At 66.3% G+C, this 24,735-nt stretch carries 22 protein-coding genes; 11 read left to right on the top strand and 11 right to left on the bottom strand.

Annotated features, from left to right (window positions below):
* Positions 1 to 108: 108 nt before the first annotated feature.
* The 4 genes from QQ25_RS02440 to QQ25_RS02425 all read left to right on the top strand — a co-directional run bounded on the left by QQ25_RS02440 (position 109) and on the right by QQ25_RS02425 (position 4,326).
* Positions 109 to 1,524 (top strand): nitrate/nitrite transporter, encoded by a 1,416-nt coding sequence (locus QQ25_RS02440; RefSeq protein WP_039312977.1) that lies wholly within the window; start codon positions 109 to 111, stop codon positions 1,522 to 1,524.
* Positions 1,525 to 1,558: 34 nt separating this feature from the next.
* Entirely contained in the window at positions 1,559 to 2,710 is a 1,152-nt protein-coding gene (locus QQ25_RS02435; RefSeq protein WP_039312974.1) for a uroporphyrinogen-III synthase, read from the top strand.
* Positions 2,707 to 3,402 carry a sirohydrochlorin chelatase gene (locus QQ25_RS02430; RefSeq protein ID WP_039312971.1) on the top strand — a complete coding sequence of 232 codons (696 nt, stop codon included), beginning with the start codon at positions 2,707 to 2,709 and terminating at the stop codon, positions 3,400 to 3,402. Before QQ25_RS02435 ends, QQ25_RS02430 begins: the two co-directional genes overlap by 4 nt.
* 672 nt (positions 3,403 to 4,074) lie before the next feature.
* Positions 4,075 to 4,326, top strand: coding sequence for a transcriptional repressor (locus QQ25_RS02425; protein WP_039312968.1), 252 nt, complete (start codon positions 4,075 to 4,077; stop codon positions 4,324 to 4,326).
* Here the strand turns inward: QQ25_RS02425 and nirD are convergent.
* From nirD to QQ25_RS02410, 3 genes are all read right to left on the bottom strand, one after another.
* Positions 4,311 to 4,682: a nitrite reductase small subunit NirD gene (gene nirD / locus QQ25_RS02420; RefSeq protein ID WP_039312965.1), complete on the bottom strand. Its 372-nt coding sequence runs from the start codon at positions 4,680 to 4,682 to the stop codon at positions 4,311 to 4,313. The two genes, QQ25_RS02425 and nirD, sit on opposite strands and share 16 nt — an antisense overlap.
* Positions 4,679 to 7,240, bottom strand: coding sequence for a nitrite reductase large subunit NirB (gene nirB / locus QQ25_RS02415; protein ID WP_039312963.1), 2,562 nt, complete (start codon positions 7,238 to 7,240; stop codon positions 4,679 to 4,681). Before nirB ends, nirD begins: the two co-directional genes overlap by 4 nt.
* 115 nt (positions 7,241 to 7,355) lie before the next feature.
* Positions 7,356 to 8,768 (bottom strand): aminotransferase-like domain-containing protein, encoded by a 1,413-nt coding sequence (locus tag QQ25_RS02410; protein WP_052235567.1) that lies wholly within the window; start codon positions 8,766 to 8,768, stop codon positions 7,356 to 7,358.
* Between QQ25_RS02410 and QQ25_RS02405 the strand changes: the two genes are divergently transcribed.
* Positions 8,767 to 9,675: a DMT family transporter gene (locus QQ25_RS02405; protein WP_039376947.1), complete on the top strand. Its 909-nt coding sequence runs from the start codon at positions 8,767 to 8,769 to the stop codon at positions 9,673 to 9,675. The genes QQ25_RS02410 and QQ25_RS02405 overlap by 2 nt on opposite strands.
* 56 nt (positions 9,676 to 9,731) lie before the next feature.
* Here the strand turns inward: QQ25_RS02405 and QQ25_RS02400 are convergent, their stop codons facing one another.
* Together QQ25_RS02400 and QQ25_RS02395 are read right to left on the bottom strand one after the other, a co-directional pair.
* Positions 9,732 to 10,196 carry a hypothetical protein gene (locus QQ25_RS02400; RefSeq protein WP_234711828.1) on the bottom strand — a complete coding sequence of 155 codons (465 nt, stop codon included), beginning with the start codon at positions 10,194 to 10,196 and terminating at the stop codon, positions 9,732 to 9,734.
* 146 nt (positions 10,197 to 10,342) lie between these two features.
* Positions 10,343 to 11,101: an isocitrate lyase/PEP mutase family protein gene (locus tag QQ25_RS02395; RefSeq protein ID WP_039376945.1), complete on the bottom strand. Its 759-nt coding sequence runs from the start codon at positions 11,099 to 11,101 to the stop codon at positions 10,343 to 10,345.
* 198 nt (positions 11,102 to 11,299) lie between these two features.
* On the opposite strand from QQ25_RS02395, the gene QQ25_RS02390 reads away from it, so the two are divergent.
* From QQ25_RS02390 to QQ25_RS30465, 5 genes are all read left to right on the top strand, one after another.
* A complete protein-coding gene (locus QQ25_RS02390) occupies positions 11,300 to 11,596 on the top strand; it encodes an Rv0250c family protein (protein ID WP_029106321.1) in 297 nt (98 codons plus the stop codon).
* Positions 11,597 to 11,647: 51 nt separating this feature from the next.
* Positions 11,648 to 12,469: a succinate dehydrogenase subunit SdhC gene (locus QQ25_RS02385; RefSeq protein WP_039312952.1), complete on the top strand. Its 822-nt coding sequence runs from the start codon at positions 11,648 to 11,650 to the stop codon at positions 12,467 to 12,469.
* A 61-nt stretch (positions 12,470 to 12,530) separates the two neighbouring features.
* Complete coding sequence (locus QQ25_RS02380) at positions 12,531 to 14,438, top strand: fumarate reductase/succinate dehydrogenase flavoprotein subunit (protein WP_039313805.1); 1,908 nt, start codon at positions 12,531 to 12,533, stop codon at positions 14,436 to 14,438.
* Position 14,439: 1 nt separating this feature from the next.
* Positions 14,440 to 15,189 carry a succinate dehydrogenase/fumarate reductase iron-sulfur subunit gene (locus tag QQ25_RS02375; RefSeq protein ID WP_039312949.1) on the top strand — a complete coding sequence of 250 codons (750 nt, stop codon included), beginning with the start codon at positions 14,440 to 14,442 and terminating at the stop codon, positions 15,187 to 15,189.
* A 111-nt stretch (positions 15,190 to 15,300) separates the two neighbouring features.
* On the top strand, positions 15,301 to 15,462 hold the full coding sequence (locus QQ25_RS30465) for a hypothetical protein (RefSeq protein ID WP_101906371.1): 162 nt from the start codon (positions 15,301 to 15,303) through the stop codon (positions 15,460 to 15,462).
* A 33-nt stretch (positions 15,463 to 15,495) separates the two neighbouring features.
* Here the strand turns inward: QQ25_RS30465 and QQ25_RS02370 are convergent, their stop codons facing one another.
* Together QQ25_RS02370 and QQ25_RS02365 are read right to left on the bottom strand one after the other, a co-directional pair.
* The gene (locus QQ25_RS02370; RefSeq protein ID WP_039312946.1) at positions 15,496 to 15,981 is read right to left on the bottom strand and encodes a flavin reductase family protein; all 486 of its coding nucleotides are present in this window, start codon (positions 15,979 to 15,981) and stop codon (positions 15,496 to 15,498) included.
* Positions 15,982 to 16,009: 28 nt separating this feature from the next.
* Positions 16,010 to 16,996, bottom strand: coding sequence for an isopenicillin N synthase family dioxygenase (locus QQ25_RS02365; RefSeq protein WP_039377712.1), 987 nt, complete (start codon positions 16,994 to 16,996; stop codon positions 16,010 to 16,012).
* Between the two features lie 83 nt (positions 16,997 to 17,079).
* Here QQ25_RS02365 and QQ25_RS02360 point away from each other — a divergent pair, with 83 nt between their 5' ends.
* Positions 17,080 to 17,742 carry a GAP family protein gene (locus QQ25_RS02360; protein ID WP_039377711.1) on the top strand — a complete coding sequence of 221 codons (663 nt, stop codon included), beginning with the start codon at positions 17,080 to 17,082 and terminating at the stop codon, positions 17,740 to 17,742.
* Positions 17,743 to 17,780: 38 nt separating this feature from the next.
* On the opposite strand, the gene QQ25_RS02355 is transcribed toward QQ25_RS02360, so the two are convergent.
* The 4 genes from QQ25_RS02355 to QQ25_RS02340 form a co-directional block, all read right to left on the bottom strand.
* Complete coding sequence (locus QQ25_RS02355; protein WP_039376944.1) at positions 17,781 to 18,665, bottom strand: P1 family peptidase; 885 nt, start codon at positions 18,663 to 18,665, stop codon at positions 17,781 to 17,783.
* 41 nt (positions 18,666 to 18,706) lie between these two features.
* Entirely contained in the window at positions 18,707 to 20,458 is a 1,752-nt protein-coding gene (locus QQ25_RS02350) for an AMP-binding protein (RefSeq protein ID WP_082017381.1), read from the bottom strand.
* Between the two features lie 48 nt (positions 20,459 to 20,506).
* The gene (pe, locus tag QQ25_RS02345; RefSeq protein WP_039312941.1) at positions 20,507 to 21,640 is read right to left on the bottom strand and encodes an acyltransferase PE; all 1,134 of its coding nucleotides are present in this window, start codon (positions 21,638 to 21,640) and stop codon (positions 20,507 to 20,509) included.
* Between the two features lie 92 nt (positions 21,641 to 21,732).
* Positions 21,733 to 24,711: an MMPL/RND family transporter gene (locus QQ25_RS02340; RefSeq protein ID WP_039312938.1), complete on the bottom strand. Its 2,979-nt coding sequence runs from the start codon at positions 24,709 to 24,711 to the stop codon at positions 21,733 to 21,735.
* Between the last annotated feature and the right edge of the window lie 24 nt (positions 24,712 to 24,735).

Here is a 24,735-nt window from a genome sequence, read left to right as displayed (position 1 = left end):
ACCAGAAATCACCTGCTCACACCGGTGTATGTGAGCTGGTGAGCGGAATTTCACGGCCGGGTCACGGCGGGGAGCACCTCCGCAATAAACGCTTCCTACTTTTGCGCCATGCCCACATTGCTGAAGTCGAATCGCATCACCAACTGGGATCCCGAGGACACGTTGGCCTGGGAAGCCGGAAACAAGTACATCGCGCGGCGCAACCTGATCTGGTCGGTGTTCGCCGAACACGTCGGCTTTTCCATCTGGTCCATCTGGTCGGTCATGGTGCTGTTCATGCCCGAGGCCGTCTACGGCTTCTCGGCCGGGGACAAGTTCCTGCTCGGTGCCACCGCCACCCTCGTGGGTGGATGCCTGCGGATCCCCTACACGCTGGCCACCGCCACATTCGGCGGCCGCAACTGGACGGTGTTCTCGGCCTTCGTCCTACTGATTCCCACGGTCGGGACGATGGTGCTGCTGGCCAACCCCGGCCTGCCACTGTGGCCCTACCTGCTGTGCGCGGCGCTGGCCGGTTTCGGCGGCGGCAACTTCGCCTCATCGATGACCAACATCAACGCCTTCTACCCACAACGGCTCAAGGGCTGGGCCCTCGGGCTCAATGCGGGCGGCGGCAACATCGGTGTGCCGATGATCCAGTTGGTCGGCCTGCTGGTGATCGCGACCGCGGGCAACCGCGCCCCGTACTGGGTGTGCGCCGTCTACCTGGTGGCGCTGGCGGTGGCCGGAATCGGCGCCGCGTTCAACATGGACAACCTCGAGCAACACAAGATCGACCTCGGCGCCATGAAAGCCATTCTGGCAGAACGTGATACCTGGGTGATCTCGCTGCTCTACATCGGCACCTTCGGATCGTTCATCGGATTCGCGTTCGCGTTCGGCCAGGTGCTGCAGATCAACTTCGCCGCCGGCGGCCAGACCGCTGCGCAAGCCTCGCTGCACGCCGCGCAGATCGCTTTCATCGGGCCGCTGCTCGGCTCGCTGTCGCGGGTGTACGGCGGCAAGCTGGCCGACCGGATCGGCGGCGGCCGGGTGACCCTGGCGGTCTTCGGCGGCATGATCCTGGCGGCCGGCCTGCTGGTCGGAATCAGCATGTTCGACGACCACACCACCGGCGCGGCCAACGGCCTGATGATGATCGGCTACGTCATCGGATTCGTCGCCCTGTTCCTGCTCAGCGGCCTGGGCAACGGCTCGGTGTACAAGATGATCCCGTCGATCTTCGAGGCCCGCAGCCACTCCCTGCAGGTCAGCGAGGAGGAGCGGCAGCGTTGGTCACTGTCGATGTCGGGCTCGCTGATCGGATTCGCCGGCGCCATCGGCGCCCTGGGCGGGGTGGGCATCAACCTGGCGCTCCGCCAGTCCTACCTGTCCAGCGGATCGGCCACCGCGGCGTTCTGGATCTTCCTGGCCTTCTATGTCGTGGCCTCGGTATGCACCTGGATCTGCTACGTCCGACGGCCGGCTGCGACGGGCGCCACACCGACCCAGGCAGACCGACACGCCTCGGCAATGGCCGGGTAATCACTTGGAAACACACGATCCCTTCACTGGAACCATGAACGAGCCCGACTGGGCACCGCTCACCGGATTTCGTGTGGCGGTGACCTCCGCACGACGTGCCGACGAATTGAGCGCGCTGCTGACCAGGCGTGGCGCGACGGTGACCAGTGCGGCCGCCATCACGATGGTTCCGCTGCCCGACGACGAGGAGCTGCGCGGGCACACCGCGTCGCTGATCGACGTGCCACCGGACATCGTGGTGGCGACCACGGGGATCGGTTTCCGCGGCTGGTTCGCCGCAGCAGACGGTTGGGGCCTGGCCTCCGAGCTGGGCGACGCCCTGAGCAAGGCCCGCATCGTCTCCCGTGGCCCGAAAGCCACGGGAGCGTTGCGAGCCGCGGGCCTGCCCGAGGAGTGGTCGCCGGAATCCGAATCCTCCCGGGAGGTGCTCCGCTACCTCGTCGAGAAGGACATCGCGGGGCAACGCATCGCAGTGCAGCTGCACGGAGCCACCGACGACTGGGACCCCTTCCCGGAGTTTCTCGATGAACTGCGGGCCGCCGGCGCCGAGGTGGTGCCGATCCGGGTCTACCGCTGGCATCCGGCACCACGGGACGGCGAGTTCGATCAGATGGTCACCGGAATCGCCGAACGACGTTTCGACGCAGTCAGTTTCACGTCAGCCATGGCGGTCGCCTCGGTCCTGATGCGGGCCACCGAGATGAACATCGCCGATCGGGTGCTGGACGCGCTGCGCACCGATGTCCACGCCATGTGCGTCGGCCCCGTCACCGCACGGCCCCTGGTGCGGCTCGGGGTGCCCACCTCCGCGCCGGAACGGATGCGCCTGGGCGCCTTGGCCCGTCACATCACCGACGAGCTGCCACTACTGCAGGCGCGGACCGTCCGGGTCGCCGGGCACACGCTCGAGATCCGGGGCACCTGCGTCCTGGTCGACGGCACGGTCAAGTCGCTGTCCCCGGCCGGCATGGCGACCATCCGCGCACTGGCCCACCGGCCGGGTGCCGTGGTGTCCCGGTTCGACCTGCTCAGCGCATTGCCGGGCTCCGGTACCGACACCCACGCCGTGGAGACCGCGGTCCTGAGGCTTCGTACTGCACTGGGAGACAAGAACATCGTGTCAACGGTCGTCAAGCGCGGGTACCGGCTGGCCGTCGACGAAGCCGAAATGGCCCGAGTGCGATGAGCCTGGTCCTGGTCGCTCATGGAACCCGCAAACCCGGCGGTGTCGCGATGATCGGCGATCTCGCCGCACGGGTGTCCGACATGCTGGGCCGGCCCGTGCACGTCTCCTTTGTGGACGTGGTTGGCCCGACCCCGAGCGAGGTTCTCGCATCGCTACCGACCGACTGCCCTGCGGTGGTCGTACCCGCGTTCCTGGCCGCCGGCTACCACGTCCGGGTCGATGTGCCCGCCCACGTGGCGGCCAGTGAGCACCCGGCCGTCTCCGTCACCCAGCCGCTCGGCCCCTGCCCGGGCACGGTCCGGGTTCTCGCCGACCGACTCGTGGAATCGGGTTGGCGGCCAGGCGATTCAGTGATTCTCGCGGCGGCCGGCACTTCCGACAGAAGCGCGCAATCAGATCTCCGGCGCACGGCCGCACTGCTGTCAGCGGTGACCGGCGACCGCGTAGAACTGGCCTTCGCCGCCACCGGAGCGCCGAGTGTTGCCGAAGCCGTCGCCGCGCAGCGCGGCCGCAGCCATCGCCGCATAGCTGTGGCGTCCTATCTGCTGGCCGACGGGCTTTTCCAGGACCGGTTGCGTGAATCCGGTGCCGACCTCGTGAGCGAACCACTCGGCACCCACGCCGGCATGGTTCGGCTGATTGCGAACCGGTTCCGGCGCGCCGGCGTACTGAGTCTGCCTGCCGCGGCGTAGCTGGATCGACCGGACGATGACCGGCCCGGCGCATCCGGCGAGGACGAGTACGCCGCCGGCGCCCGCCACCGAGAAGACCGCCGCGCGTCGCGTGGCGACTATCGCCGAACATTGCTCGACGTAATCGCTGGCCATGAATCCCGGTCCGGCGAGCGTGTGCTGATCCAGGTTGAGCCGGTCCTGTTGGGCGGCCACCGAGTAATCCGGACGCGCTCCGTTACCGCACGGGATGGGCTGGCCGGTGCGATCCACGGCAGTCAAGGCCAGGGGCACAAGCGTTGCCCCGAGTGCGCCCAGCACCGCTGCCGCCCCCACCAAATTCAACACCGAACGCCCAAACATCCCTTGTCAGCCCCTCTGACGACGCTTCCTTGAGAGGGAGTTTAAACACACCCAGCGAACTATTCTAGTTAGCCAGAGCGATGTGTACCACAGCTTTGGAACATCTCGCGGCCGTGCGATTCTGGCAAATTCCGAACCGAAACCGCCTCTGTGCAGGTAGTTGCCTGGGTAACCAGCCGCCAGCTGTTTGCCGACGGATCGCGGTGTCAGATTCGGGCCGGGAACTCAGCTATCGTTATCGCGATCGACAGGCGATGTGGCAGGAGCAGAGGACAAAGGTGCAGGTGACAACAGCGGCGGGCGCAGCCCGACGAAACGACGCGCACGGCAGTGCGACCCGGTGACCGGGTCTCGGCCGAACGTCTGCGTCAGCACCTGCTCAACGCTCTGGAACGCACGTCACGGCCGATGACCACTGCCCAGCTACGTGACGACCTGCACGAGCACTTCCGTTCACCGGTCGTGATCGAGTCCGTGTACCGCAACCTGACGGTGCTGGAACGGCGCGGCCACGTCGAGCGCCGCACGCTGCAGGGGCGCGACGCCCGCTGGAGCCGGGCCGCCGATCAGGCTGCGAGCTGAACGAACCCGCCCGGTGTGACGCGGGTGCGGTAGACCGGTATCGACACCGCGGGCTCGTCGAGGCAACTGCCGTCGTCGAGTGCGAATGCCTGCTTCTTGATCGGTGACTGCACGGTCGCCCGCCCACCACGGTCTCCCACGATTCCGCGGGAGAGCACCGCGGCGCCGGAGAACGGGTCGATGTTGCCGACCGCGTGCAACGAGCCGTCATCGAGGCGGAACAGCGCCGCCTGCGAACCGTCGGGCAGTAGCACCGCGACGCCACGGCAGGGCATCAGGAAGTCGTATCGGCAGGCCGTTGTCCACTCTGAAAGAGTCGGAGCACAAACGTCTTTGCGATCGTCGAGCACTGTCATTTCGCCTCCTGGATGATCGAGGGCATACCCAAGCTCGTCGGCACCTTCCGGCCCGAACGTTCGGTGAACGCGATGGTGGGGTCGTCGACGTCGGGTGCATTGACGAACGAGACGAATCGCGACAACTTCTCCGGATCGTCCAGCACCCCCTTCCATTCGCAGGCGTAGCCGTCGACGTGCCGGGCGACCGCCGCCTCGAACTCCTCGGCCAGGCCGAGCGAGTCGTTGCACACCACCTCGCGCAGGTGTTCCATACCGCCATCAAGAGCTTCAAGCCACGGAGCAGTGCGCTGCAGGCGATCGGCGGTTCGGATGTAGAACATCAGGAAGCGGTCGATGTAGCGGATCAGCGTCTCGTCATCGAGATCACCGGCCAGCAATTGGGCGTGCTTGGGTGTCATGCCGCCGTTGCCACACACGTAGAGGTTCCAGCCGGTCTCGGTGGCGATGACGCCGACGTCCTTGCCACGGGCCTCGGCACATTCGCGCGCACAGCCCGAGACGCCCATCTTGAGCTTGTGCGGGGAACGCAGCCCGCGGTAGCGCAGCTCGAGGTTGATGGCCATCTGCACCGAATCCTGTTGCCCGTAACGGCACCAGTCACTTCCGACGCAGCTCTTGACGGTCCGCAGCGACTTCCCGTATGCCTGACCGGATTCCATGCCGCCCTCGACCAGCCGGCGCCAGATCTCGGGTAGCTGTTCCACCCGCGCACCGAACATGTCGATGCGCTGGCCCCCGGTGATCTTGGTGTAAAGATCGAAATCCCTGGCGATCTCGCCGATCAGGATCAGCTGCTCGGGTGTGATGTCACCACCCGGAACCCTGGGCACCACCGAGTAGCTGCCGTTCTTCTGGATGTTGGCCAGGAAGTGGTCGTTGGAATCCTGCAGTGAGGCCTGCTCACCTTCCAGGATGTGATCCGAGCTGGTGGACGCCAGTATCGAGGCAACCGTGGGTTTGCAGATATCGCAACCCTTTCCGGTGCCGAACTTCTCGATCAGGCCGGAGAACGTGCGGATCTCGGTGGCGCTGATGATCTCGAACATCTCGGCGCGCGACTGGCTGAAGTGCTCGCACAACGCCTTGGACTGCTCGACGCCCTCGGCCTCGAGCAGCTGCTTGAGCAGCGGCACGCAGGACCCGCACGAGGTGCCGGCCAGCGTGCACTTCTTCAGCTCCGGCACATCGGTGCAGCCGCCGCAGATCGCTTCCTTGAGATCACCTTTGGTGACGTTGTTGCACGAGCAGATCTGCGCGATGTCGGGCAGCGCGCTGACCCCGAGCGCGGGCGCGTCGCCATCGCTGACCGGCGCGATCAAGGCCAGCGGGTCCCCGGGCAGTTCGCTGGCGACCATCGGCCGCAGCACCCCGTAGGCCGACGCGTCGCCGACCAGGATGCCGCCGAGCAGCGTCTTGGCGTCGTCGGAGAGCACCAGCTTGGCGTAGGTCTGCTTGACCGGGTCGTTGACCACGACCTCCAGGCAGTTCGGCGTAACTCCTTTGGCATCACCGAAACTCGCGACGTCGACGCCGAGCAGCTTGAGCTTGGTCGACATGTCGGCGCCGGGGAACTCGGCCTCGCCGCCGAGCAGGCGGTCGGCCACCACCTCGGCGGTGGTGTAGCCCGGCGCCACCAGGCCGTAGCAGCGCCCCTCGATGGCGGCCACCTCGCCGATCGCGAAGATGCTGGGATCGCTTGTGGCGCATGACAGGTCGGTGAGGACCCCGCCCCGCTGCGCCATGTCCAGTCCGGCGGTACGGGCCAGCTCGTCGCGCGGACGCACACCGGCGGCGAAGACGACCAGGCCGGCGTCGATCGTGGTGCCGTCGTTCAGCGATATCCGCATCGAGTCGTCGACTTCGGACTTCCGCAGCGGCTTGTGCCGCTGCACCGGCTGGATGCTGTCGGTCCCGACCGCGGTGTGCACTTCGATCCCGAGGCCGCGCATCATCCGGTTCAGCAGGGTGCCGCCGGCCTCGTCGAGCTGGGCCGACATCAGGTGCGGCGACATCTCCAGGACATGGGTCTTCAGCCCGAACTGCCGCAGTGCGTTGGCGGCTTCCAGGCCGAGCAGGCCACCGCCGATCACCACGCCGACGGGCGACTTCGAGGCCAGCGCGGTCTCGGCGCTGGCACGGATCGCGTCGAGGTCGTCCAGCGTGCGGTAGACGTGTACGCCCGGCAGGTCGCGCCCCGGCACCGGCGGCACGAAGGCGTACGACCCGGTGGCCAGCACCAACGCGTCGTAGTCGAAGGTCTCGCCGGTGCCGGTGCGCACCGTGCGGGCCTCCCGGTCGATCTCGGCGACCGCGCAGCCCAGGCGCAGGTCGACCAGGTCATCGCCGGCATAGTCATTGCCCGGCAGGGCCAGCTGAGCGCGGTCCCAGTGCTCGGTGTAGCCGGTCAGGCCGACCCGGTCATAGGCAGCATCAGCTTCCTCCGACAGGACGGTGACGCGCCACGCGCCCGCGGCGTCACGCGACCGCAACGCTTCGACGAAGCGGTGGCCCACCATGCCGTGTCCGACGACCACGACGTTCTGTGTTGAGGACATAGGGCGAGGTTAGAAACCTGAAGTTGCCGAAATGTCGCGCTGTGTGAAGCGCCCGTCACGGTGTGCTCACGGTCTGCGCGTCGCACATGTGAGATTGCCCGATCGTGAGGTCCCGCTATCCCGGCTGACGGTCCAGCGCCTGGCCGATGACGCGGGCGGCCTCGGCGAATCGCTGCGGATCCGGCCCGCAGTAATTGAGCCGCAGGTACGGCCCCGACGGCTCGGCGGGAAACCACTCGTTGCCCGCGGCCACCAGCACCGAGTCGGCCTCGCACTCGCGAACCAGCCGCTGCAGATTCGTCGCATCGGGAAGCCGCAGCCACAGATGCAGCCCGCCCCGGGGCACGTGCGCCAACTGTGCGCCGGGTGCATGCTCGGCCAGGGCAGCGATCAACAGGTCGCGGCGGACCCGCAACTGTTGCCGCAGATCACGCAGGTGGGTTCGCCAGGCCGGCTGAGTGACCACATCGAGCGCCGCGGCCTGCAACAGACCACTGACGTACATGGACTCCGCTCCACGGTCGGCAAGGATCCGGTCGCGGGCAGGACCTCGGGCCACCATCGCGGCCACCCGGACCGACGGCGACACACTCTTGGTCAAGGACCTCAGATAGATGACGTGGCCGGCGTCGTCAGACGCCGCCAGCGGTATCGAGGTGCTGTCGATACCGAAATCATGTGCCCAGTCGTCCTCGATCAGATAGGCGCCGTGGTTGCGCACCACATCCAGAATTTGGCTTCCCAGTTCTGGATCCCATTGGGCACCAGTCGGATTGGCGTAGTTGGGCTGGGCGTAGAACACCCGGGCACCGGACTCTGCGAAGGCGCGCGCAAGCTCCTCGGGCTCAGGGCCCCGTGGCCCGCTGGGCACCGGTACCAGCCGCACACCGCACTGCGCCGCCGCCAGGATGGCTCCCCAGTAGCTGGGCGACTCGATCAACATCGGCTGTCCGAAGCCGACCAATGCGCGGAAGATCGAGCTCAGGCCGCTCTGACTGCCCGGCAGCACGATCACCTCCCGCGCGCTCGGCGCCGTCACGCCGGCACCGAACGCCTCGGCCAGTTCCTGGGCGAACCAGCCCTGCAACTCGGGTTGTCCCGCTACGGGTGCGGGATTCAGCGCGGCGTCCCCGCGGGCTGCCCGGGTGAATGCGCTGCGGACCAGCCGCTGGGGCAGGAGTTCGCGGACGGGATAGCCGGAGTGCAAGGCGATCACGTCGGGAGCGACGCTGCGCAGCGGCGTCGACAAGGCGGGGATGCGCGCCTGTGGGGACCGTAGCGCGGCGGTCTGCCAGCCATAGTCCGGCAGGCGCGCGCTGCGGACCGCGCGCACGAACGTCCCGACGCCCGGCCGGCTCTCCACCAACCCGAGACTGCGCAGCGTGCGCATGGCCTTGGCGACCGTCACCGGGCTGGCCGCGTATCGAGCCACCAGCGCCCGGTTGGACGGCAGCTGCGCACCCGGGGGCGCGGTGGCGATCCACGTGCGCAGGCCGGACACGATGAGCTCAGTGCTATCGTTATCCATGTTGATACAGAGTAGCGCTACCCGCGGAAGCTCGTCAGCGCTATCCCACCCGGGACTGTGGTGGGGGCTGCTGGGTGTCACGGCGTTCTCGTTCACCATCGTGTTCACCAAGGTGGCCACCGGTGGACTGTCACCGCTGTTCATCGGCGCCGGACGCGCCGTCGTCGCCGCCGCCATCGCGGTCCTCGCACTGGCACTGACCCGGCAGACTCTGCCCACCGGCCGGCAGTGGGCCCGGCTCGCCGTCGTCGCAGCAGGTGTCGTCGCGGGATTTCCGCTACTGACCTCCTACGCGCTCACGGTCGTTCCCGCCAGCCACGGCGCCATCGTGGTCGCACTTTTGCCCGCCGCCACCGCGGTGTGCGCGGTGTTACGCGGGCACGAGCGCCCGCCGGCCACGTTCTGGGCGATGGCAGCCGCCGGAGCGGTGGCCGCGGTGGTGTTCGCCATGGTGCACGGCGCCGGATTCGGCCATCTGAGCTGGCCGGACCTGCTGCTGTTCGGCGCGGTGCTCGCGGCCGCGGTCGGCTACGCCGAGGGCGGGTTGCTGGCCCGGGAACTGGGCGCCTGGCAGACGGTGTCCTGGGCCCTTGTGGTCGCCGCGCCGGTGATGCTGGCACTGACGGCGATGACGGTCGTGCAACAACCGCCGCATGCGACGCCGGTGCAGTGGGCCGCCTTCGGCTACCTGGCCGCGGTCAGCATGTATCTGGGCTTCTTCGCCTGGTACCGCGGCCTGGCCATCGGTCCGATGACGCAGGTGAGCCAGGTCCAGTTGGTCCAGCCTGTGCTCACCATCGGCTGGGCGGCACTGCTCCTGCACGAGCGCCTGGCCTGGTCGACAGTGCTCGGCGGCGCCGTGGTCATCGGATGCGCCGCCCTGGCCGTCCGGATCCGCCTACGCTGAGCCGCCGACGCCGAAAACCGGTGGAACCCATTGGAGGCCACCGGTTTTCGGATAGTTCAGAACTTCGCCAGGAAGTCCGAGGTATAGACGTCACCGCGGATGCGGCCCGGCGGTGGGGGACCCTCGACCACCACCCAGGCCGCGTTCGCGTTCTCCATGGTCGGTCCGGAGACCGTGATGGTTCCGGTGCCGCTGACGTCGGTGTGCAGCACGCCGCCCGACACCCCCGGATCGCCCACATTGCACGGGGCGGCGCTCGATCGGGGCAGCTGGATGAGCCGGACGTGGTAGCCGGAATCGGGCCGGGCCGACTGTAGGTGGACCTGGGCACGGAGATTCGAGCCGTCGGCGCTGACATCGGCCCATCCCGAGCCGGAACCGGACCCCATTCCGTCGAGGAACAGTGCCGCGACGTGATCGCAGTTCCGGATCTGATTCGAGAACGGCGAGAACGACGAGGCCCCAGCCGGTGCCGCGCCGATCCCACCGAGCACCACCCCACCGACCGCCGCCAGTGTCATCACACTTCGTATGCGCCAACCCATCGCTGCATCCCGCCCGCTCGAGGTATCAGTGGGCAATTATTGGCACAGATCGCCCGGCGGGAAGCGGAAGTTTGCCAAAATCTCTGATCGGCGCGGATGGTGGGCGCCTCACCCGGGGTCGGTTACCGCCAACGGCCCAGGATCTCCTTGGCCCGCGCGCTCAGTGCGCCCTGCAGGAACGGCCCGAACGTGATGCGCCCGACGCCGGCGGCGGTGAGCGCGGCCAGATCGGCGGTATCGGCCGGAACCGTCACGCTGACCGGCAGCGGCACCGCAGAGACCAAGCGCGCCAGGTCTTCCGGATCAGCCAGGCCGGGAGGGAACAGCGAATCGGCCCCGGCGGCAGCCGCCTCGGACAGCCGGGCGATCGCGCGGTCCACGCGATCCGCGTCATCTCCGTCCTTGCGCAGGAACAGGTCGGTGCGCGCGTTGATCACCACGTGCACACCCGCGGCGTCCGCGGCCGCGCGCAGCTGACCCACCAGCTCGGCGTGCTCGGTAGAGCTGCGCAGCCGCTTGCCCTCCTTGTGCACGGTGTCCTCGATGTTCAGTCCGACCGCGCCGACGTCGAGCAGACCCTCGATCAACCGCTCGGGCCGCTCGCCGTAGCCGGACTCGATGTCGACCGAGACCGGCACCTCGACCGCGTCGGTGATTTGCCGCACCCGGGTCAGCAGATCGTCGAACGACATCACCTCGCCGTCGGCCTTACCGATGGAATCGGCCAGCGGATGACTACCCACGGTGAGTGCGGAGAAGCCCTCGCCGACGGCCAGGCGGGCCGACCAGGCATCCCAGACCGTCGGCAGCACAACCGGGTTACCGGGCTGGTGCAGCGCGAGCAGCGCCGCGGCCCGGTCCTGCAAATTCGTCTCGGCCATAACTCCTCCAGGTGCTCAAATGTCTTCTGACCGGCCACGAAGCCGGCGAAACCAACCCTACGGCCCAGGTTCGGACGCCCCATCACGAGCGCCCGAGAATTGCCCCGGGGACGTGATGCGCATCACGTCGGGATCGTGATGTGGCTAGCATTGGTTGTCGTACTGTGAGCCCTGACACCTTCAGCCCGAGGAGGTCACTTGTCCACCACCACCGAGTTCTCCGAACTCCACAACCTGATCGGCGACATGCGTCGCTGTGTCACCACGTTGGCGTCGAAGTACGGGGATTCCCCCGCCATGCGCCGCGTGGCGAACGACGCCGAGCGGATCCTCAACGACATCGAGCGGTTGGACATTGACGCCGAAGAGTTGGAGATGCGTCACGGCGTGACACGCCAACAACCGGCCCGCGAGAAAATCGGGATCCCGGACACCCAATACGGAGGCGAGTTCTGGCAGGACGTCGCCGACGAGGGCCTCGGCGGATACCGCTGAGCCCGTGGGCGTTTGGCGCCCGATGAACAACTGAACCGCAGAAAGGGAACAGTGAGCGCACCCACCGCTGACCGTCGCGCGACCGGGGTCTTCTCGTCCACACGAGCACAGATCCCCCAACGCACCCTACGGACCGACCGGTGGTGGCAGGCACCACTATTGACCAATCTGGGGCTCGCGGCGTTCGTCATCTATGCGACGGTCCGGGCGTTCTGGGGCAGCGCGTACTGGGTGGAGGACTACCACTACCTGACGCCGTTCTACTCGCCATGCGTCAGCACGGCGTGTGCGCCCGGATCGAGCCACTTCGGTCAATGGGTGGGCGACCTGCCCTGGTTCATCCCCATGGCGTTCATCTCACTGCCGTTCCTGTTGGCCTTCCGGCTGACCTGTTACTACTACCGCAAGGCGTACTACCGATCGGTGTGGCAGTCACCGACCGCCTGCGCGGTGGCCGAGCCCCACGCGAAATACACTGGGGAAACCCGGCTTCCGCTGATCATGCAGAACGTGCACCGGTACTTCTTCTACGCCGCGGTGCTCATATCCCTGGTCAACACATACGACGCGATCACCGCGTTCCATTCGCCGTCCGGGTTCGGGTTCGGCCTGGGCAACATCGTCTTGACGGTCAACGTGATTCTGCTGTGGGTCTACACGGTGTCGTGCCACTCGTGTCGGCACGTCACCGGCGGCCGGCTCAAGCACTTCTCGAAACACCCTGTCCGGTATTGGATCTGGACACAGGTGAGCAAGCTCAACACCCGCCACATGCTCTTCGCCTGGATCACGCTGGGCACCCTGGTCCTGACCGACTTCTACATCATGTTGGTGGCCAGCGGCACCATCTCCGATCTCAGGTTCATCGGCTGAGTCGGCCAGCTGATTTATTGGCCGACAAGTACATACACGCGAGAGGCGAGTGGGGATTTTCATGGGTGAGCTAGAGCGGCACTCCTACGACGTAGTCGTGATCGGTGCCGGTGGAGCGGGTCTACGCGCGGTGATCGAGGCGCGTGAACGCGGTCTGCGGGTGGCGGTGGTGACCAAGTCGTTGTTCGGCAAGGCCCACACCGTGATGGCCGAGGGCGGCTGCGCGGCCGCCATGCGCAACGTCAACACCAAGGACTCGTGGCAGGTGCACTTCGGTGACACCATGCGCGGCGGCAAGTTCCTCAACAACTGGCGGATGGCCGAACTGCACGCGCAGGAGGCCCCCGACCGCGTGTGGGAGCTGGAGACCTACGGTGCCCTGTTCGACCGGACCAAAGACGGCCGGATCAGCCAGCGCAACTTCGGCGGGCACACCTATCCGCGGCTGGCCCACGTCGGCGACCGCACCGGCCTGGAGATCATCCGGACCCTGCAGCAGAAGATCGTCTCGCTGCAGCAGGAGGACAAGGCCGAGCTCGGCGATTACGAAGCCCGGATCAGGGTCTTCCACGAGTGCTCGATCACCGAGTTGATCAAAGACGGTGAACGGATCGCCGGCGCGTTCGGCTACTACCGTGAGACCGGCAAGTTCGTGCTGTTCGAGGCCCCCGCGATCGTGCTGGCCACCGGCGGTATCGGCAAGTCGTTCAAGGTCTCGTCGAACTCGTGGGAGTACACCGGCGACGGCCACGCCCTGGCGCTGCGCGCCGGCTCCGGGCTGATCAACATGGAGTTCATCCAGTTCCACCCCACCGGCATGGTCTGGCCCTTGTCGGTGAAGGGCATCCTGGTCACCGAGGGCGTCCGCGGTGACGGCGGAGTGCTCAAGAACTCCGAGGGCAAGCGGTTCATGTTCGACTACATCCCGGCGGTGTTCAAGGGCCAGTACGCCGAGACCGAAGAAGAAGCCGACCAGTGGCTCAAGGACAACGATTCGGCGCGGCGCACGCCTGACCTGCTGCCCCGCGACGAGGTGGCCCGCGCCATCAACTCAGAGGTGAAGGCGGGCCGCGGCTCGCCGCACGGCGGGGTGTACCTCGACATCGCCTCCCGGATGCCCACCGAGGAGATCAAGCGCCGGCTGCCGTCGATGTACCACCAGTTCAAGGAGCTGGCCGAGGTCGACATCACCAAGGACGAAATGGAAGTCGGCCCCACGTGCCACTACGTGATGGGCGGCATCGAGGTCGATCCCGACACCGGCGGGGCGGCCACCCCGGGACTGTTCGCCGCGGGCGAGTGTTCAGGCGGCATGCACGGCTCGAACCGCCTTGGTGGTAACTCCCTTTCAGACCTGTTGGTGTTCGGTCGCCGCGCCGGTCTGGGCGCAGCCGACTACGTGCAGGCACTGCCGGAGCGGCCCGCGGTCTCGGAGGCCGCGATCGTCGAGGCCACGGAACTGGCGTTGTCGCCGTTCGACTCGCACCCCAACCCGGAGAACCCGTACACCCTGCACGCCGAGCTGCAGCAGTGCATGAACGACCTGGTCGGCATCATCCGCAAGGCCGACGAGATCGAGGAAGCACTGGCCAAGCTGGCCGAGCTCCGCACCCGCATCCACAACGTCAGCGTCGAGGGCGGTCGCGTCTTCAACCCCGGCTGGCACCTGGCCATCGACATGCGCAACATGCTGCTGGTCAGCGAGTGCGTCGCCAAGGCCGCCCTGGCACGCACCGAAAGCCGGGGCGGGCACACCCGCGACGACTATCCGGACATGGACGCGAACTGGCGCAACACCCTGCTGGTGTGCCGGACGACGGGTGAGGATCAGGTGGTCCCGGACGTGACGGTGACGCCGGAATCCCAACTGCCCATGAGGGAGGACCTGCTCGCCACGTTCGAGCTGTCCGAACTCGAAAAGTACTACACCGAACAAGAACTGGCCGAACACCCCGATCGGAAGGGCTGACATGGCGGCGTATGACGCGAACCTGCGAGTCTGGCGGGGCGACGAGACCGGCGGCGAATTGCAGGACTACACCGTCGAGGTCAACGACGGCGAGGTGGTGCTCGACATCATCCACCGCCTGCAGGCGACCCAGGCCGGCGATCTGGCGGTGCGGTGGAACTGCAAGGCCGGCAAGTGCGGGTCCTGCTCGGCGGAGATCAACGGCCGCCCACGGCTGATGTGCATGACCCGGATGTCGACGTTCGACCCGTCCGAGACCGTGACGGTGACGCCGCTGCGGACGTTCCCGGTGATGCGCGACCTCGTGACCGACGTTTCGTTCAACTACGAAAAGGCTCGCCAGATCCCGTCATTCACGCCGCCGAAGGATCTACAGCCCGGCGAGTACCGCATGCAGCAGCAGGACGTCGAGCGCAGCCAGGAATTCCGCAAGTGCATCGAGTGCTTCCTGTGCCAGAACGTCTGCCACGTGGTGCGCGATCACGAGGAGAACAAAGAAGCCTTCGCCGGCCCCCGGTTCCACATGCGGATCGCCGAGTTGGACATGCACCCGCTCGACGTCGTGGACCGCAAGGACATGGCTCAGGACGAGTTCGGCCTGGGCTACTGCAACATCACCAAATGCTGCACCGAGGTGTGCCCGGAAAACATCAAGATCACCGACAACGCGCTGATCCCGATGAAGGAACGGGTGGCCGACCGCAAGTACGACCCGATTGTGTGGTTGGGCAACAAGCTCTTTAGGCGGTAGCTATCTTGCGTCGACTGTGCGTTCAGATCGCGATTTCACTTCAGGATGCGATCTGAGTGCACGCTCGGCGTAGGCTCGAGGAGCAGCCAATCAGCGTCGAAAGGCAGCTTCATGAGCATGGGACAGACTCACAGCGTCAACGAGATCCGGACCGCGATCCGGGAACTATCGGTCCGGGCCGAGCTGGCCCGTAAAGAGGGCCGCCCGGGCGATGCGGGCGAGATCGAAGCGCGCATCGCCAAATATCGCGACGAACTCGCCGCTCGCCCCTGAGTCGGCCGATCCGTTACCGCGGCGCCGAGGAAGTCAGGCGCCCAGCTTACGGAACGTGCTGCGGTGGAACACTATTGGCGCCACGTCGGCATTGACGGTGATATCGCTGACGCGCAACACCACGATGGTGTGATCGCCGGCCTCCACCAGTTGCTCGATGGTGCTCTCCAGCCACACGCTGGTTCCGTGGATGAACACCGCGCCGGATTCGCGTGACTCGGTCTTCAGGCCGGCGAACCGGTCACCGGTCTTGGCCGCCAAGGTGCGGGCCGCCTCATCATGGGATTCGCCGAGCACGCTGATGCCCAGCGACGGCAGATCCTTGAGCTTGGGCCAGGTGGTCGAGGAGTTCTGCACGCAGAACGACACCAACGGCGGATCGAGCGACACCGGCACGAACGTGCTGGCGGCCAAGCCGACCAGGGTGCCCTCTACCTCGGCAGCAATCGCGATGACACCGGACGGAAAGTGGCCGAACGCCTCACGCAGCGATGTCGGGCTCAGTTCTGTTGCACTCATAACATCTCCATCTTCACACAGCGCCCGGTCACACCGGATCCGCCCGTCCGTACCCGTGGGCGGCCGCCACGTCGGGGTGCGCGCGCACCCTGCTCTTCCACGCATTGCGCCCATACACCGCATAGATCGGGTCATCGGACGGGTCGGTGCTCACGCCCCGCGCTCCGGCCGCGAGCTCGTCGGGCAGCGTCAGCACCGGCAGGCCGGCATCGAGCCGCGGATTGAAGAAGTACGGCACCGAGATGCGTTCGGTGGCGCTGACCCGGACCCGATGCTCGGTGGCCCGCAGATAGCCGCCGCTGGCGATCTCCAGCATCTCGCCGATGTTGACGATGAACGCTCCGGGCAGCGGATCGACGTCGATGAACGCGCCGTCACTGCCACGGACCTGTAGACCACGAGTTCCGGGCTCGGCCAGCAGCAGCGTCAGCACGCCGGCGTCGCGGTGCGCACCGACACCCTGGTCGCTCTCGGCCTGGGCCGGGTACCGCACGATCTTGATGAGCGTGGCCGGGGTATCGGCGAACGCGGCGTCGAACACCTCGGGATCCGCGCCGAGGCCCGACGCCCAAGCCCGCAGCAGCGTTCGCCCCACCCGGGCCAGTTCAGCGTCCCACTGCGCGATGACCTCGGGTAGTTCCGGCAGACCCGCGGGCCACTGGTTGGGGCCCTGCAGCCGCAGATAGTCCTCGTCGGGATCGGCCAGCGGTGCACGCTCGGGACCGATGTCGATCTGTTCGCGCCAATCGACCCGCCCACCGGTCAGCTCACCACCCAACCGCGTGTAGCCGCGGAAGTGCGGGCTGTTGGTCATCGCCACCGCGTCCTTGACCGCTTGCGGCAAGGCGAACAGGCGCCGCGCGGAGGCCAGCAGGCGGTCTGACAGTTCGTTCGAAACCCCGTGGCCGGTCAGGTAGAAGAAACCCACGTCGTGCGCGACCTGGCGCAGCCGCTCGGGTGCGTCGTTCAGGTCGACCACCGGCAGGGCCGTGTGCACAGACGTCACGTGCTCCATCATCGTCGTGACCGGCGGCGCGGGCCAGAGTCGCGATCGCGGTGAACACAACCCGGGGGCGGGCCGGTAAGTTGGCGCCCATCATGTGGATTCCGCTTCTGGTGATGGCCGCCGCCGTCAGCCTGGAGCCCTTCCGCATCGGCATGACCGTCGTGATGCTGAACCGGCCGCGGCCGCTGCTGCAACTGCTGGCGTTCCTCATCGGTGGTTTCGCGATGGGAACCACGGTGGGCATCGTCGTGCTGTTCATCTTGCGGCCGGCCCTCGGATCGGCCCATTTCACCCTTCCCAGAGTGCAATTGGCGGTGGGGGCGGCAGCGCTGCTGGCCGCGGCTGTCCTGGCCATCGGCAGACCGACGCGCATCCTGGGTCCCAGACGTGAGCGGGAACCCGGTCCGCTCATGACACGCGTCCGGCAACTGCTGGGTGGTCACTCACTGTGGACGGCCAGCGCCGCGGGCCTGGGCATCGCACTGCCGTCGGTCGACTATCTCGCCGCACTCGCGCTCATCGTGGCCTCCGGCGCCGCGGCAGCCACCCAAGTGGGCGCCCTGCTGCTGTTCAACGTGGTGGCGTTCGGACTCGTGGAGATTCCGCTGATCTCCTACCTGCTGGCCCCCGAGCGCACCCGCGCTGCCCTGTCGGCGCTGCACACCTGGCTGCAGACGCAACGCCACCGCAAGGTAGCGGCCGTGGTGGCCACTGTCGGCGCGGTGCTGGTCGTCGTGGGGCTCGTCGGCCTGTGAGTGTGATCGGCGATGCCGCCCGGTCGTTCGTAGTCTGATCACCGCTCCGGAGCTGAACGTATCGCACGACAAACAGCGTCCAGCGCCATGAGGCGGACGGTGTCGACATCGGCCTCGACTTCACCTGTTGCCACGGCCACGAACCCATCGCCGTCATATCTGGTGTGGGGCGGCGTGAGAGCACGCGAAAGTCCGTCGTGCGCACCCTGAGCAACCACGAAGCATGCCGTCTTATCCAGTCGCGCATTGGATATCACGACACCGATCGTCGTATGGACACGGTCCGACGAGTAAGTGAACGGTGGCTTCAGATCCGCGACGCTGTCCAGACTCACGGCGGTGTTCCCGCGGTCGACGTCGCCATATGCGTTCACCGCGCACAGCGCACCGACCACCAGATCTCCCAAAACGGTTTCCGCGTACTGGATCCCGCCGGGCTTGCGGTCTCCTTCGCCGCGCCAGTGCGATGTGAAGGCACCGACTCCCGCTCCGATCCGCCCCACCGCGAAGCTGGGACCGGTCGCCGACGAGGCGGCCTGGTATCCGTTCTCAGCCGTCGGACGGACCGATGAGTTGCCGACTGCCAGGTCAAATAGAGCCATCGTCGGAACGATGGGAACGAGCCCACCGGGAGTGGGTACGCCGCGTCGTTGTTCCTCGAGGAACCTCATCACCCCGTCGGCAGAAGCCAAACCAAAAGCCGAGCCTCCGGTGAGAAGAACGGCATCGATAGATGTAACCGCCTTGTCCGGAGCCAATGCGTCCAAATCCCGCGTCGCCGGTGCACCACCACGGACCTCCCGCGACGCCACGGCGCCGGGAGGAAGCAGAACAGCCGTACACCCGGTCAGAGACGACTCATCGGTCCAATGACCAACGGACACCCCACCTAACTGCGTGATTTGCGAGTTGACTACCGACATCGTCCCAACGGTACTGACGATGAAGGACCAACCCGTGACGCTCAGGCGTCCAACCGGGTGAACTCATCCTGTCGGTACTGCTCGACGCAGGCGGCGCGCCTGACCTTGCCGCTCGTGGTGGTGGGAATCGACCCCGGAGGTACCAGCACGAGATCCCCGACGTTCAACCCGTGCGCATTGGATATCGCGGAGGTGACGTCGCTCTTGATCTCCTTGAGCCAGTGCACCGCCTCGACCGGAGACTCGCCCCGCTTCTTGACCTCGATGACGGTCACCAGCTTCTCGGTGCTGTTCACCGGAACCGAGATCGCCGCGACCCGACCACCGGTGATCTGTTGCACCGTTGCCTCGATGTCCTCGGGATAGTGATTGCGCCCGCGGATGATCAGCAGATCCTTGATGCGCCCGACGACGAACAGATCACCCTCGGAGACGAAGCCCAGATCACCGGTCTTCAACCACGGACCCGCAGGCGTGCCGGGTGTCGGTTCGGCGAGGGTGGCACCGAAGCACTGCTGCTCCTCCGGTGACCTGCTCCAATAACCGGTCGCGACGTTGTCGCCGTGCACCCAGATCTCGCCGACCACGTCCGGCGCGCATTCCGTGTTCGTCTCGACATCCACGATGCGCACCACCGGTGACTGCGGCGGCCTGTATTTGACCAGCGCAGAACCAGTTCCGGCCGCACACCGCCGAACCCGGCCAGCCGCCAGTTCATCGACATCGAAGTGACCGACCTCCGACGAGTCGCTCCAGGTTCCGGTCGCCACGAATACCGTCGCCTCGGCGAGTCCGTACGACGGACGCAGCATGTCCTCGCGAAAGTTGAAGTGGGCGAACCTGTCTGCGAATCGCTCCAAGGTGGCCGGCTCGACGCGCTCGGCGCCGTTGATGATGCCCGCCACGCCGCCGAGGTCCAGACCGGCGAGGTCGGCATCCTTGGTCTTGCGGGCGGCCAGGTCGAAGGCGAAGTTGGGCGCGGCGGAAAAGGCACCCGGGTTCTCGGCGAGCGCCCGGACCCACCTGGACGGCTTCTCCAAGAACGCCACCGGGCTCGTCAGGGCCGCGGAGTAGCCGCCCAGGATGGGTGCGCAGACACCCAGGACCAAACCCATGTCGTGGTAGAAGGGCAGCCACGAAACGATCGTCATATTGCCCGGCGACTTGACGTTGGCCTCGGCGAACAAGCCACGCATCAACTGCTCGAAATTCGCCTGCAGGTTGCGGTGCGAGATCATCACCCCGGTGGGCAGCCGGGTCGAACCCGAGCTGTACTGCAGATACGCCGTGCTGGGGAACTCGACGGTGCCGCCGTCGGAACCGCTGTGTTCTTCGGCGTCCAGATTCAGCGAGTCGATCACCACGATCTTCGGCGCGGTGTTCATGCGCGACTGATCCACGTAATCACCGACATCCTCGGCGGCCGCGGACGTCGTCAAAACCACCGAAGGCTTCGTATCGATGAAGACCGCACTCACGCGATCATGACTCGAACCGCGGTGAGGCATCGGGAGCGGAACCGCCACGAACCCGGCTTGCATGGAACCCAGGAACGCCAGGATGTACTCGAGGCCCTGCGGGGCGAGAATCACCGCCCGGTCACCGACCGACCCGTGCAGGCTGATCTCGCGCGCCACATTCATCGTCCGGCGCGACAGCTGCGACCACGTCAGAGACTCGACCACACCCGCCGGGTCAGCCGTGTAATCGGTGAAGGTGAACGCAAGATCGTCGGGGCGCAGACTGGCACGTCCGTGCAACATCGACAGAATTGACGACTGGGGGCTAGGCATCAAAACATCCGTCCGTAACTCGTCGAATCAATCGGTTCGGCGACTGCGTCAGCCGTGCGGGTTCAGCACAGACAACGCAGCGTTGGCCAGCTCCGACATCGGATCGGTGCCGCCGCCGAAGGTCGCCTCGTTGGCAGGTGCGGTGACTTCCGCCGGGTCGAAACCGTGCACCGGATCCACCGTGATCGGCGCCGTCGCGGGATCGTCGTTCCGCGAATAACCGGCATCGACCATGGGGAGCAGGATCCCGTCGAGCTGATTGAGTGTGTTCTGGTCATATCCGAGGTACTTGAAGGGCAACACCAAGGGCAGGTGCTCTTCGGGAACCAGGTAGGTCGTCGTCGTCCCACCCTTGGAATTGACCGTCGTTCTGATGTTCTGCGGCGGCACGTTGCTCGGATTGGTGAAGGCTATCGCGGTGTGGCCGGTGGCCAGGCCCGCAATCGCGTTCATCACGCTCATCCAGTTGTCGGGCCGGTCCGGCCAGTCGGCGATGCTGTCGTAAGCGGAGACGAACTGGTCGGTGTGGTACTGGCTCTCCACGGGAGCCGGTATGCGGTAGTCCATGAACGGCACGACACTGCCGACGGGGAAGTTCTGGGTCAGGAAGCTCTCACCGAAGGCGTGCTTGGCAATCGGGTCGCCGAACGTCGCGAAGCTCAGCTGGTCCGGCGGCGGAGCAGTCGGGTCATTGGCCAGTCGCGCCTTTACCGCGTTGAGCACGAGCGCTCCCTCGGACAGCCCCATCGCTGTTCCCTTGCCGCCGTTACGGATCGCGGCTTCGAGGTTTCCTTCTCCCTCGTCGACAGACTCACCGATGCTGGGCCCGTCGAGACCGATGCCGGGATACATCTGTTCTCCGAGAGCACCGATACCGGGGAAGAAACGTTCCAGGGTGTGACCCTGAACCTGCCCCGCCGGGTAGTCGACCTTTGTCCGCTTCATACCGGGGAACCAGTGCTCGCCGGTCATGCGGATGTACTCGTCATAGGGAATGCCGAGAACGTGCGCGCCACCCAATGCGTACGCCGTTCCGGGGTTTGACGGCGTTCCGGCGGCGGGCCCGCCAGGCGGCGGCGTAGGGGCCGGCGTGTCATCAGCCCATGCACTCCCGAGGACGCCGAAGGATCCTGTGACGCTGGTGGTCACCAACACTGCAAGTCCTGCAAGGAGTTTCTTCATCCCCACTCCCGATCGCCCCGCTTCGTTTCGTAGTCTCACACACATCATGCGTGAGCGCTCACCCGTACTTACGCGCGCAACTTCCTGACTGCTCACGTGCGCAGCCTCCCCCCGGCGGCTTTCGACGGCCACCAGTTCGCCTTACCGACCAGCGCAGCGATGGCCGGCACCGTGATGGTGCGCACCACGAAGGTGTCCAGCAGGATGCCCACACCGATCATGAAGCCGCCCTGCACCACTATGCCGATGGACGAGAACATCAGACCGGCCACGGACGCGGCGAAGATCAAGCCGGCCGCGGTGATCACGCCTCCGGTCGAATTCAGCGTGCGGATGATGCTGTACCGCGTGCTGTGCTGGGACTCGTCGCGCATTCGCGATATCAGCAGCATGTTGTAGTCGGCCCCCACGGCGATCAGCACCACGAACGCCAACGGCGGCACGCTCCAATGCAATTGCTGACCGAGGAGGGTTTGGAATACCAGCACGCTGATACCGAGTGCCGCGAAGTACGAGATCACCACCGACCCGACGAGGTACAGCGGTGCGACGATCGAACGCAGCAGCAACATCAGGATCAGCAGCACCACGATGAGGGTCGCGGTCATGATGAAGCGGATGTCCTGCTGGTAGTAGTCACGCGTATCCCGTAGTGCGGCCGGGAATCCGCCCATCGATATCGAGGCGTCGGCCAGCGTGGTGTTCGGCTGGGCGCCCCGGGCGACGTCCTGGATCTGATTCACCTGATCCATCGCCTCGGGGCTGAACGGGTTCAGCTTCGTCTGAACCAGATACCGCACCGACCGGCCGTCCGGCGAGACGTATGCCGCCGAAGCCTTCTTGAACTCCGGCATGTTCAGCACCTCGGGCGGAATGTTGAACCCCGCCTGTGCCGGATCCGCGGCGTCGTTGCGCATCGTCAACAGGAACGACGAGGCCTGGTCCAGCCCGGCAGAGATCACCTTGATCTGCTTGACGAGTTCGTCCACACCGCCCGCCACTTCCCGGCTTCCGCCGGCCAACTGGTTGGCACCGTGCTGCAGATCCTTCAAGCCCGACTGCGGACCGCCCGGCTTGTTCAGCCCCATGGCCTTGACCGCCTTGTTGACGCTGGCCAGCGCGGCGTTCAGCTTGGTGACCGTCGAGTTGAGCGATTGCTTGTCGTCCCCCGCGCCGTTCAGCTGATGAGCGAGGTCGTTGATCTGGTCGAGGCTGCCGTCCTTGTTCGCGTCGACGAGCCGCTGGAACTGGATGCGGGTTTCAGCGCAGGACGGGTTGGAATCGCAGACCGCGTTGTTCTGCAGCGCCGCCAGGACCGGATCGATCCAGCCGAAGATGTTCTTGACGGCCGAGAGGTTGTACCCCATGGCATTGGAGAGCGCATTGATGCTCTGCACGAGCTTGGCCGCGGTGGCGACGTCCTTCACCAGCTTGTCGCCGCCGTACTCGGTTCGCACCGACGAGAACGTGTCGACCAGGCTCTGCAGGCTGGGCGCGATCTGGTTGATCTGAGTGCGCACATCGGCGAGGCTGCCTGCCAGTGTGTTGGCCCCGGCCGCCAGCCGGTTGAGGTCGCCGGAGCGCTGATCGATCTGGGTGGAACCGTCGGCCAGACGCGTACCGACGATGCCCGCCTGGAACGTGGCCCGGAACTCCGGAGGCACCTCACCCAGGGGACGAGAGATGCCGCTGACCAGGCCGACGTCGGGCAGCTGGGCGACGCGCGAAGCCATCTGCTCCAGATCCGCCATCCCCCTCGGCGTGCGCAAGTCATGCGGAGATTGGATGAGGATGTACTCGGGAATCGACTGACTGATCGGGAAATGACGTTCTACCGCGGCGTATCCGACAGAACTCGGTGCCGACCCCGCCACGACCTTGCGATCGTCGTAGTTGTAGCTCGCGAAGATCGCGGCGCCGGCCAGCAGGGCCAATACGAGAAGACTGGCCACGAGGTGCGGCACCGGACGACGCACGATGCGGATTCCCGAACGCCGCCAGAACCGGGCAGTCAATTCGCGCCGCGGTTTCACCCACCCGCGCGGTCCGACCAGCACCAGAATGGCCGGCAGCAGGGTCAGTCCGGCCAGGTACGCGACGGCGATGCCGATCGCCGCGGCCACGCCGACCGTTTTGAAAACTCCCATCTTGGTGAAGCTCAGCAGCAGGAAGGTGAGGCCGACCGTCGCCGCGGACGCGGTGATCACTTTCCCGATCGACAGCATCGCGGCCCGTACCGCCTGGTCGAAGTCTTTGCCCGACCGCAGATAGTCGTGATAGCGACTGATCAGGAACACCGCGTAATCCGTGCCCGCGCCGGCCATGATCGCGCTCAGGAATACGACGGACTGGTTCGAGACCCCAGCACCGGTCAACTCGGAGAATCCCGCTACCAGCGCCTGGGCGATGAGCAGGGACGACCCGATCGTCACCAACGGCAGCAGCATCGTGACCGGACTTCGGTAGACCACCAACAACACCAGCAGGACCAGGACCGCGATGGCGATCTCGATCGGGAGCCGATCGTTCTCCCCCGCGACGGTGAGGTCGGCGGCGGTGGCCGCGGGACCTGTCAGGTGCACTGCCGCCGGACTGCCGGCGGTGTTGAGTTTGACGATCTCGGAAACCCGGTTGAACGAGTCCATCGCGCGCGGTGTGCCCAGCTCACCGACCAGGCCAACCGGAAGCACCCAGGTGGTCTTGTCCTTGCTGGTCAGGAACTGTTTCAGCTGTGGCGTGGCGATGAAATCCTGCACGCTCTCGACGTCTGCGACGTCGTCGCGCAGCGCATCCACCAGCTTGCGGTAGGTCGCCTCGTCGGAGGAGCCCAGCCCGTTCTCGTTGATCAGGGCCACCAACAGCAGGTTGTTGTTGCCCGATTCGTGGAACGCCTCGGTCATCTTCTCGGCGGTGACACTCGACGGTGCGTCGCCGGGCAGGATGGCGAGCGGGTGCTTCTGGGCCATGTCGCTCAGCGACGGACATGCCAGTGGCAGGGCCACCAGAAGGGCCGCCCAGATCCCGATCACCGCCCAGGGCCACCGGACTACGAAATCGGCCAGCCGTCGCATCTCGCCCTCACCCTCGCGCCGAAT

Origin of the sequence: Mycolicibacterium setense (assembly GCF_000805385.1) — a bacterium.
In the GTDB taxonomy this organism is placed as follows: Bacteria; Actinomycetota; Actinomycetes; order Mycobacteriales; family Mycobacteriaceae; genus Mycobacterium; species Mycobacterium setense.
This window is presented reverse-complemented; position numbering and strand designations above follow the sequence as displayed.

Bases quoted from the DNA above. Each gene is read 5' to 3' on its own strand.
- QQ25_RS02440 (WP_039312977.1), top strand. From the start codon at position 109: ATGCCCACATTGCTGAAGTCGAATCGCATCACCAACTGGGATCCCGAG.
- QQ25_RS02435 (WP_039312974.1), top strand. From the start codon at position 1,559: ATGAACGAGCCCGACTGGGCACCGCTCACCGGATTTCGTGTGGCGGTG.
- QQ25_RS02430 (WP_039312971.1), top strand. From the start codon at position 2,707: ATGAGCCTGGTCCTGGTCGCTCATGGAACCCGCAAACCCGGCGGTGTC.
- nirD (WP_039312965.1), bottom strand. From the start codon at position 4,682: ATGACAGTGCTCGACGATCGCAAAGACGTTTGTGCTCCGACTCTTTCA.
- nirB (WP_039312963.1), bottom strand. From the start codon at position 7,240: ATGTCCTCAACACAGAACGTCGTGGTCGTCGGACACGGCATGGTGGGC.
- QQ25_RS02405 (WP_039376947.1), top strand. From the start codon at position 8,767: ATGTTGATACAGAGTAGCGCTACCCGCGGAAGCTCGTCAGCGCTATCC.
- QQ25_RS02410 (WP_052235567.1), bottom strand. From the start codon at position 8,768: ATGGATAACGATAGCACTGAGCTCATCGTGTCCGGCCTGCGCACGTGG.
- QQ25_RS02400 (WP_234711828.1), bottom strand. From the start codon at position 10,196: ATGACACTGGCGGCGGTCGGTGGGGTGGTGCTCGGTGGGATCGGCGCG.
- QQ25_RS02395 (WP_039376945.1), bottom strand. From the start codon at position 11,101: ATGGCCGAGACGAATTTGCAGGACCGGGCCGCGGCGCTGCTCGCGCTG.
- QQ25_RS02380 (WP_039313805.1), top strand. From the start codon at position 12,531: ATGGGTGAGCTAGAGCGGCACTCCTACGACGTAGTCGTGATCGGTGCC.
- QQ25_RS02375 (WP_039312949.1), top strand. From the start codon at position 14,440: ATGGCGGCGTATGACGCGAACCTGCGAGTCTGGCGGGGCGACGAGACC.
- QQ25_RS30465 (WP_101906371.1), top strand. From the start codon at position 15,301: ATGAGCATGGGACAGACTCACAGCGTCAACGAGATCCGGACCGCGATC.
- QQ25_RS02370 (WP_039312946.1), bottom strand. From the start codon at position 15,981: ATGAGTGCAACAGAACTGAGCCCGACATCGCTGCGTGAGGCGTTCGGC.
- QQ25_RS02365 (WP_039377712.1), bottom strand. From the start codon at position 16,996: ATGGAGCACGTGACGTCTGTGCACACGGCCCTGCCGGTGGTCGACCTG.
- QQ25_RS02360 (WP_039377711.1), top strand. From the start codon at position 17,080: ATGTGGATTCCGCTTCTGGTGATGGCCGCCGCCGTCAGCCTGGAGCCC.
- QQ25_RS02355 (WP_039376944.1), bottom strand. From the start codon at position 18,665: ATGTCGGTAGTCAACTCGCAAATCACGCAGTTAGGTGGGGTGTCCGTT.
- QQ25_RS02350 (WP_082017381.1), bottom strand. From the start codon at position 20,458: ATGCCTAGCCCCCAGTCGTCAATTCTGTCGATGTTGCACGGACGTGCC.
- pe (WP_039312941.1), bottom strand. From the start codon at position 21,640: ATGAAGAAACTCCTTGCAGGACTTGCAGTGTTGGTGACCACCAGCGTC.
- QQ25_RS02340 (WP_039312938.1), bottom strand. From the start codon at position 24,711: ATGCGACGGCTGGCCGATTTCGTAGTCCGGTGGCCCTGGGCGGTGATC.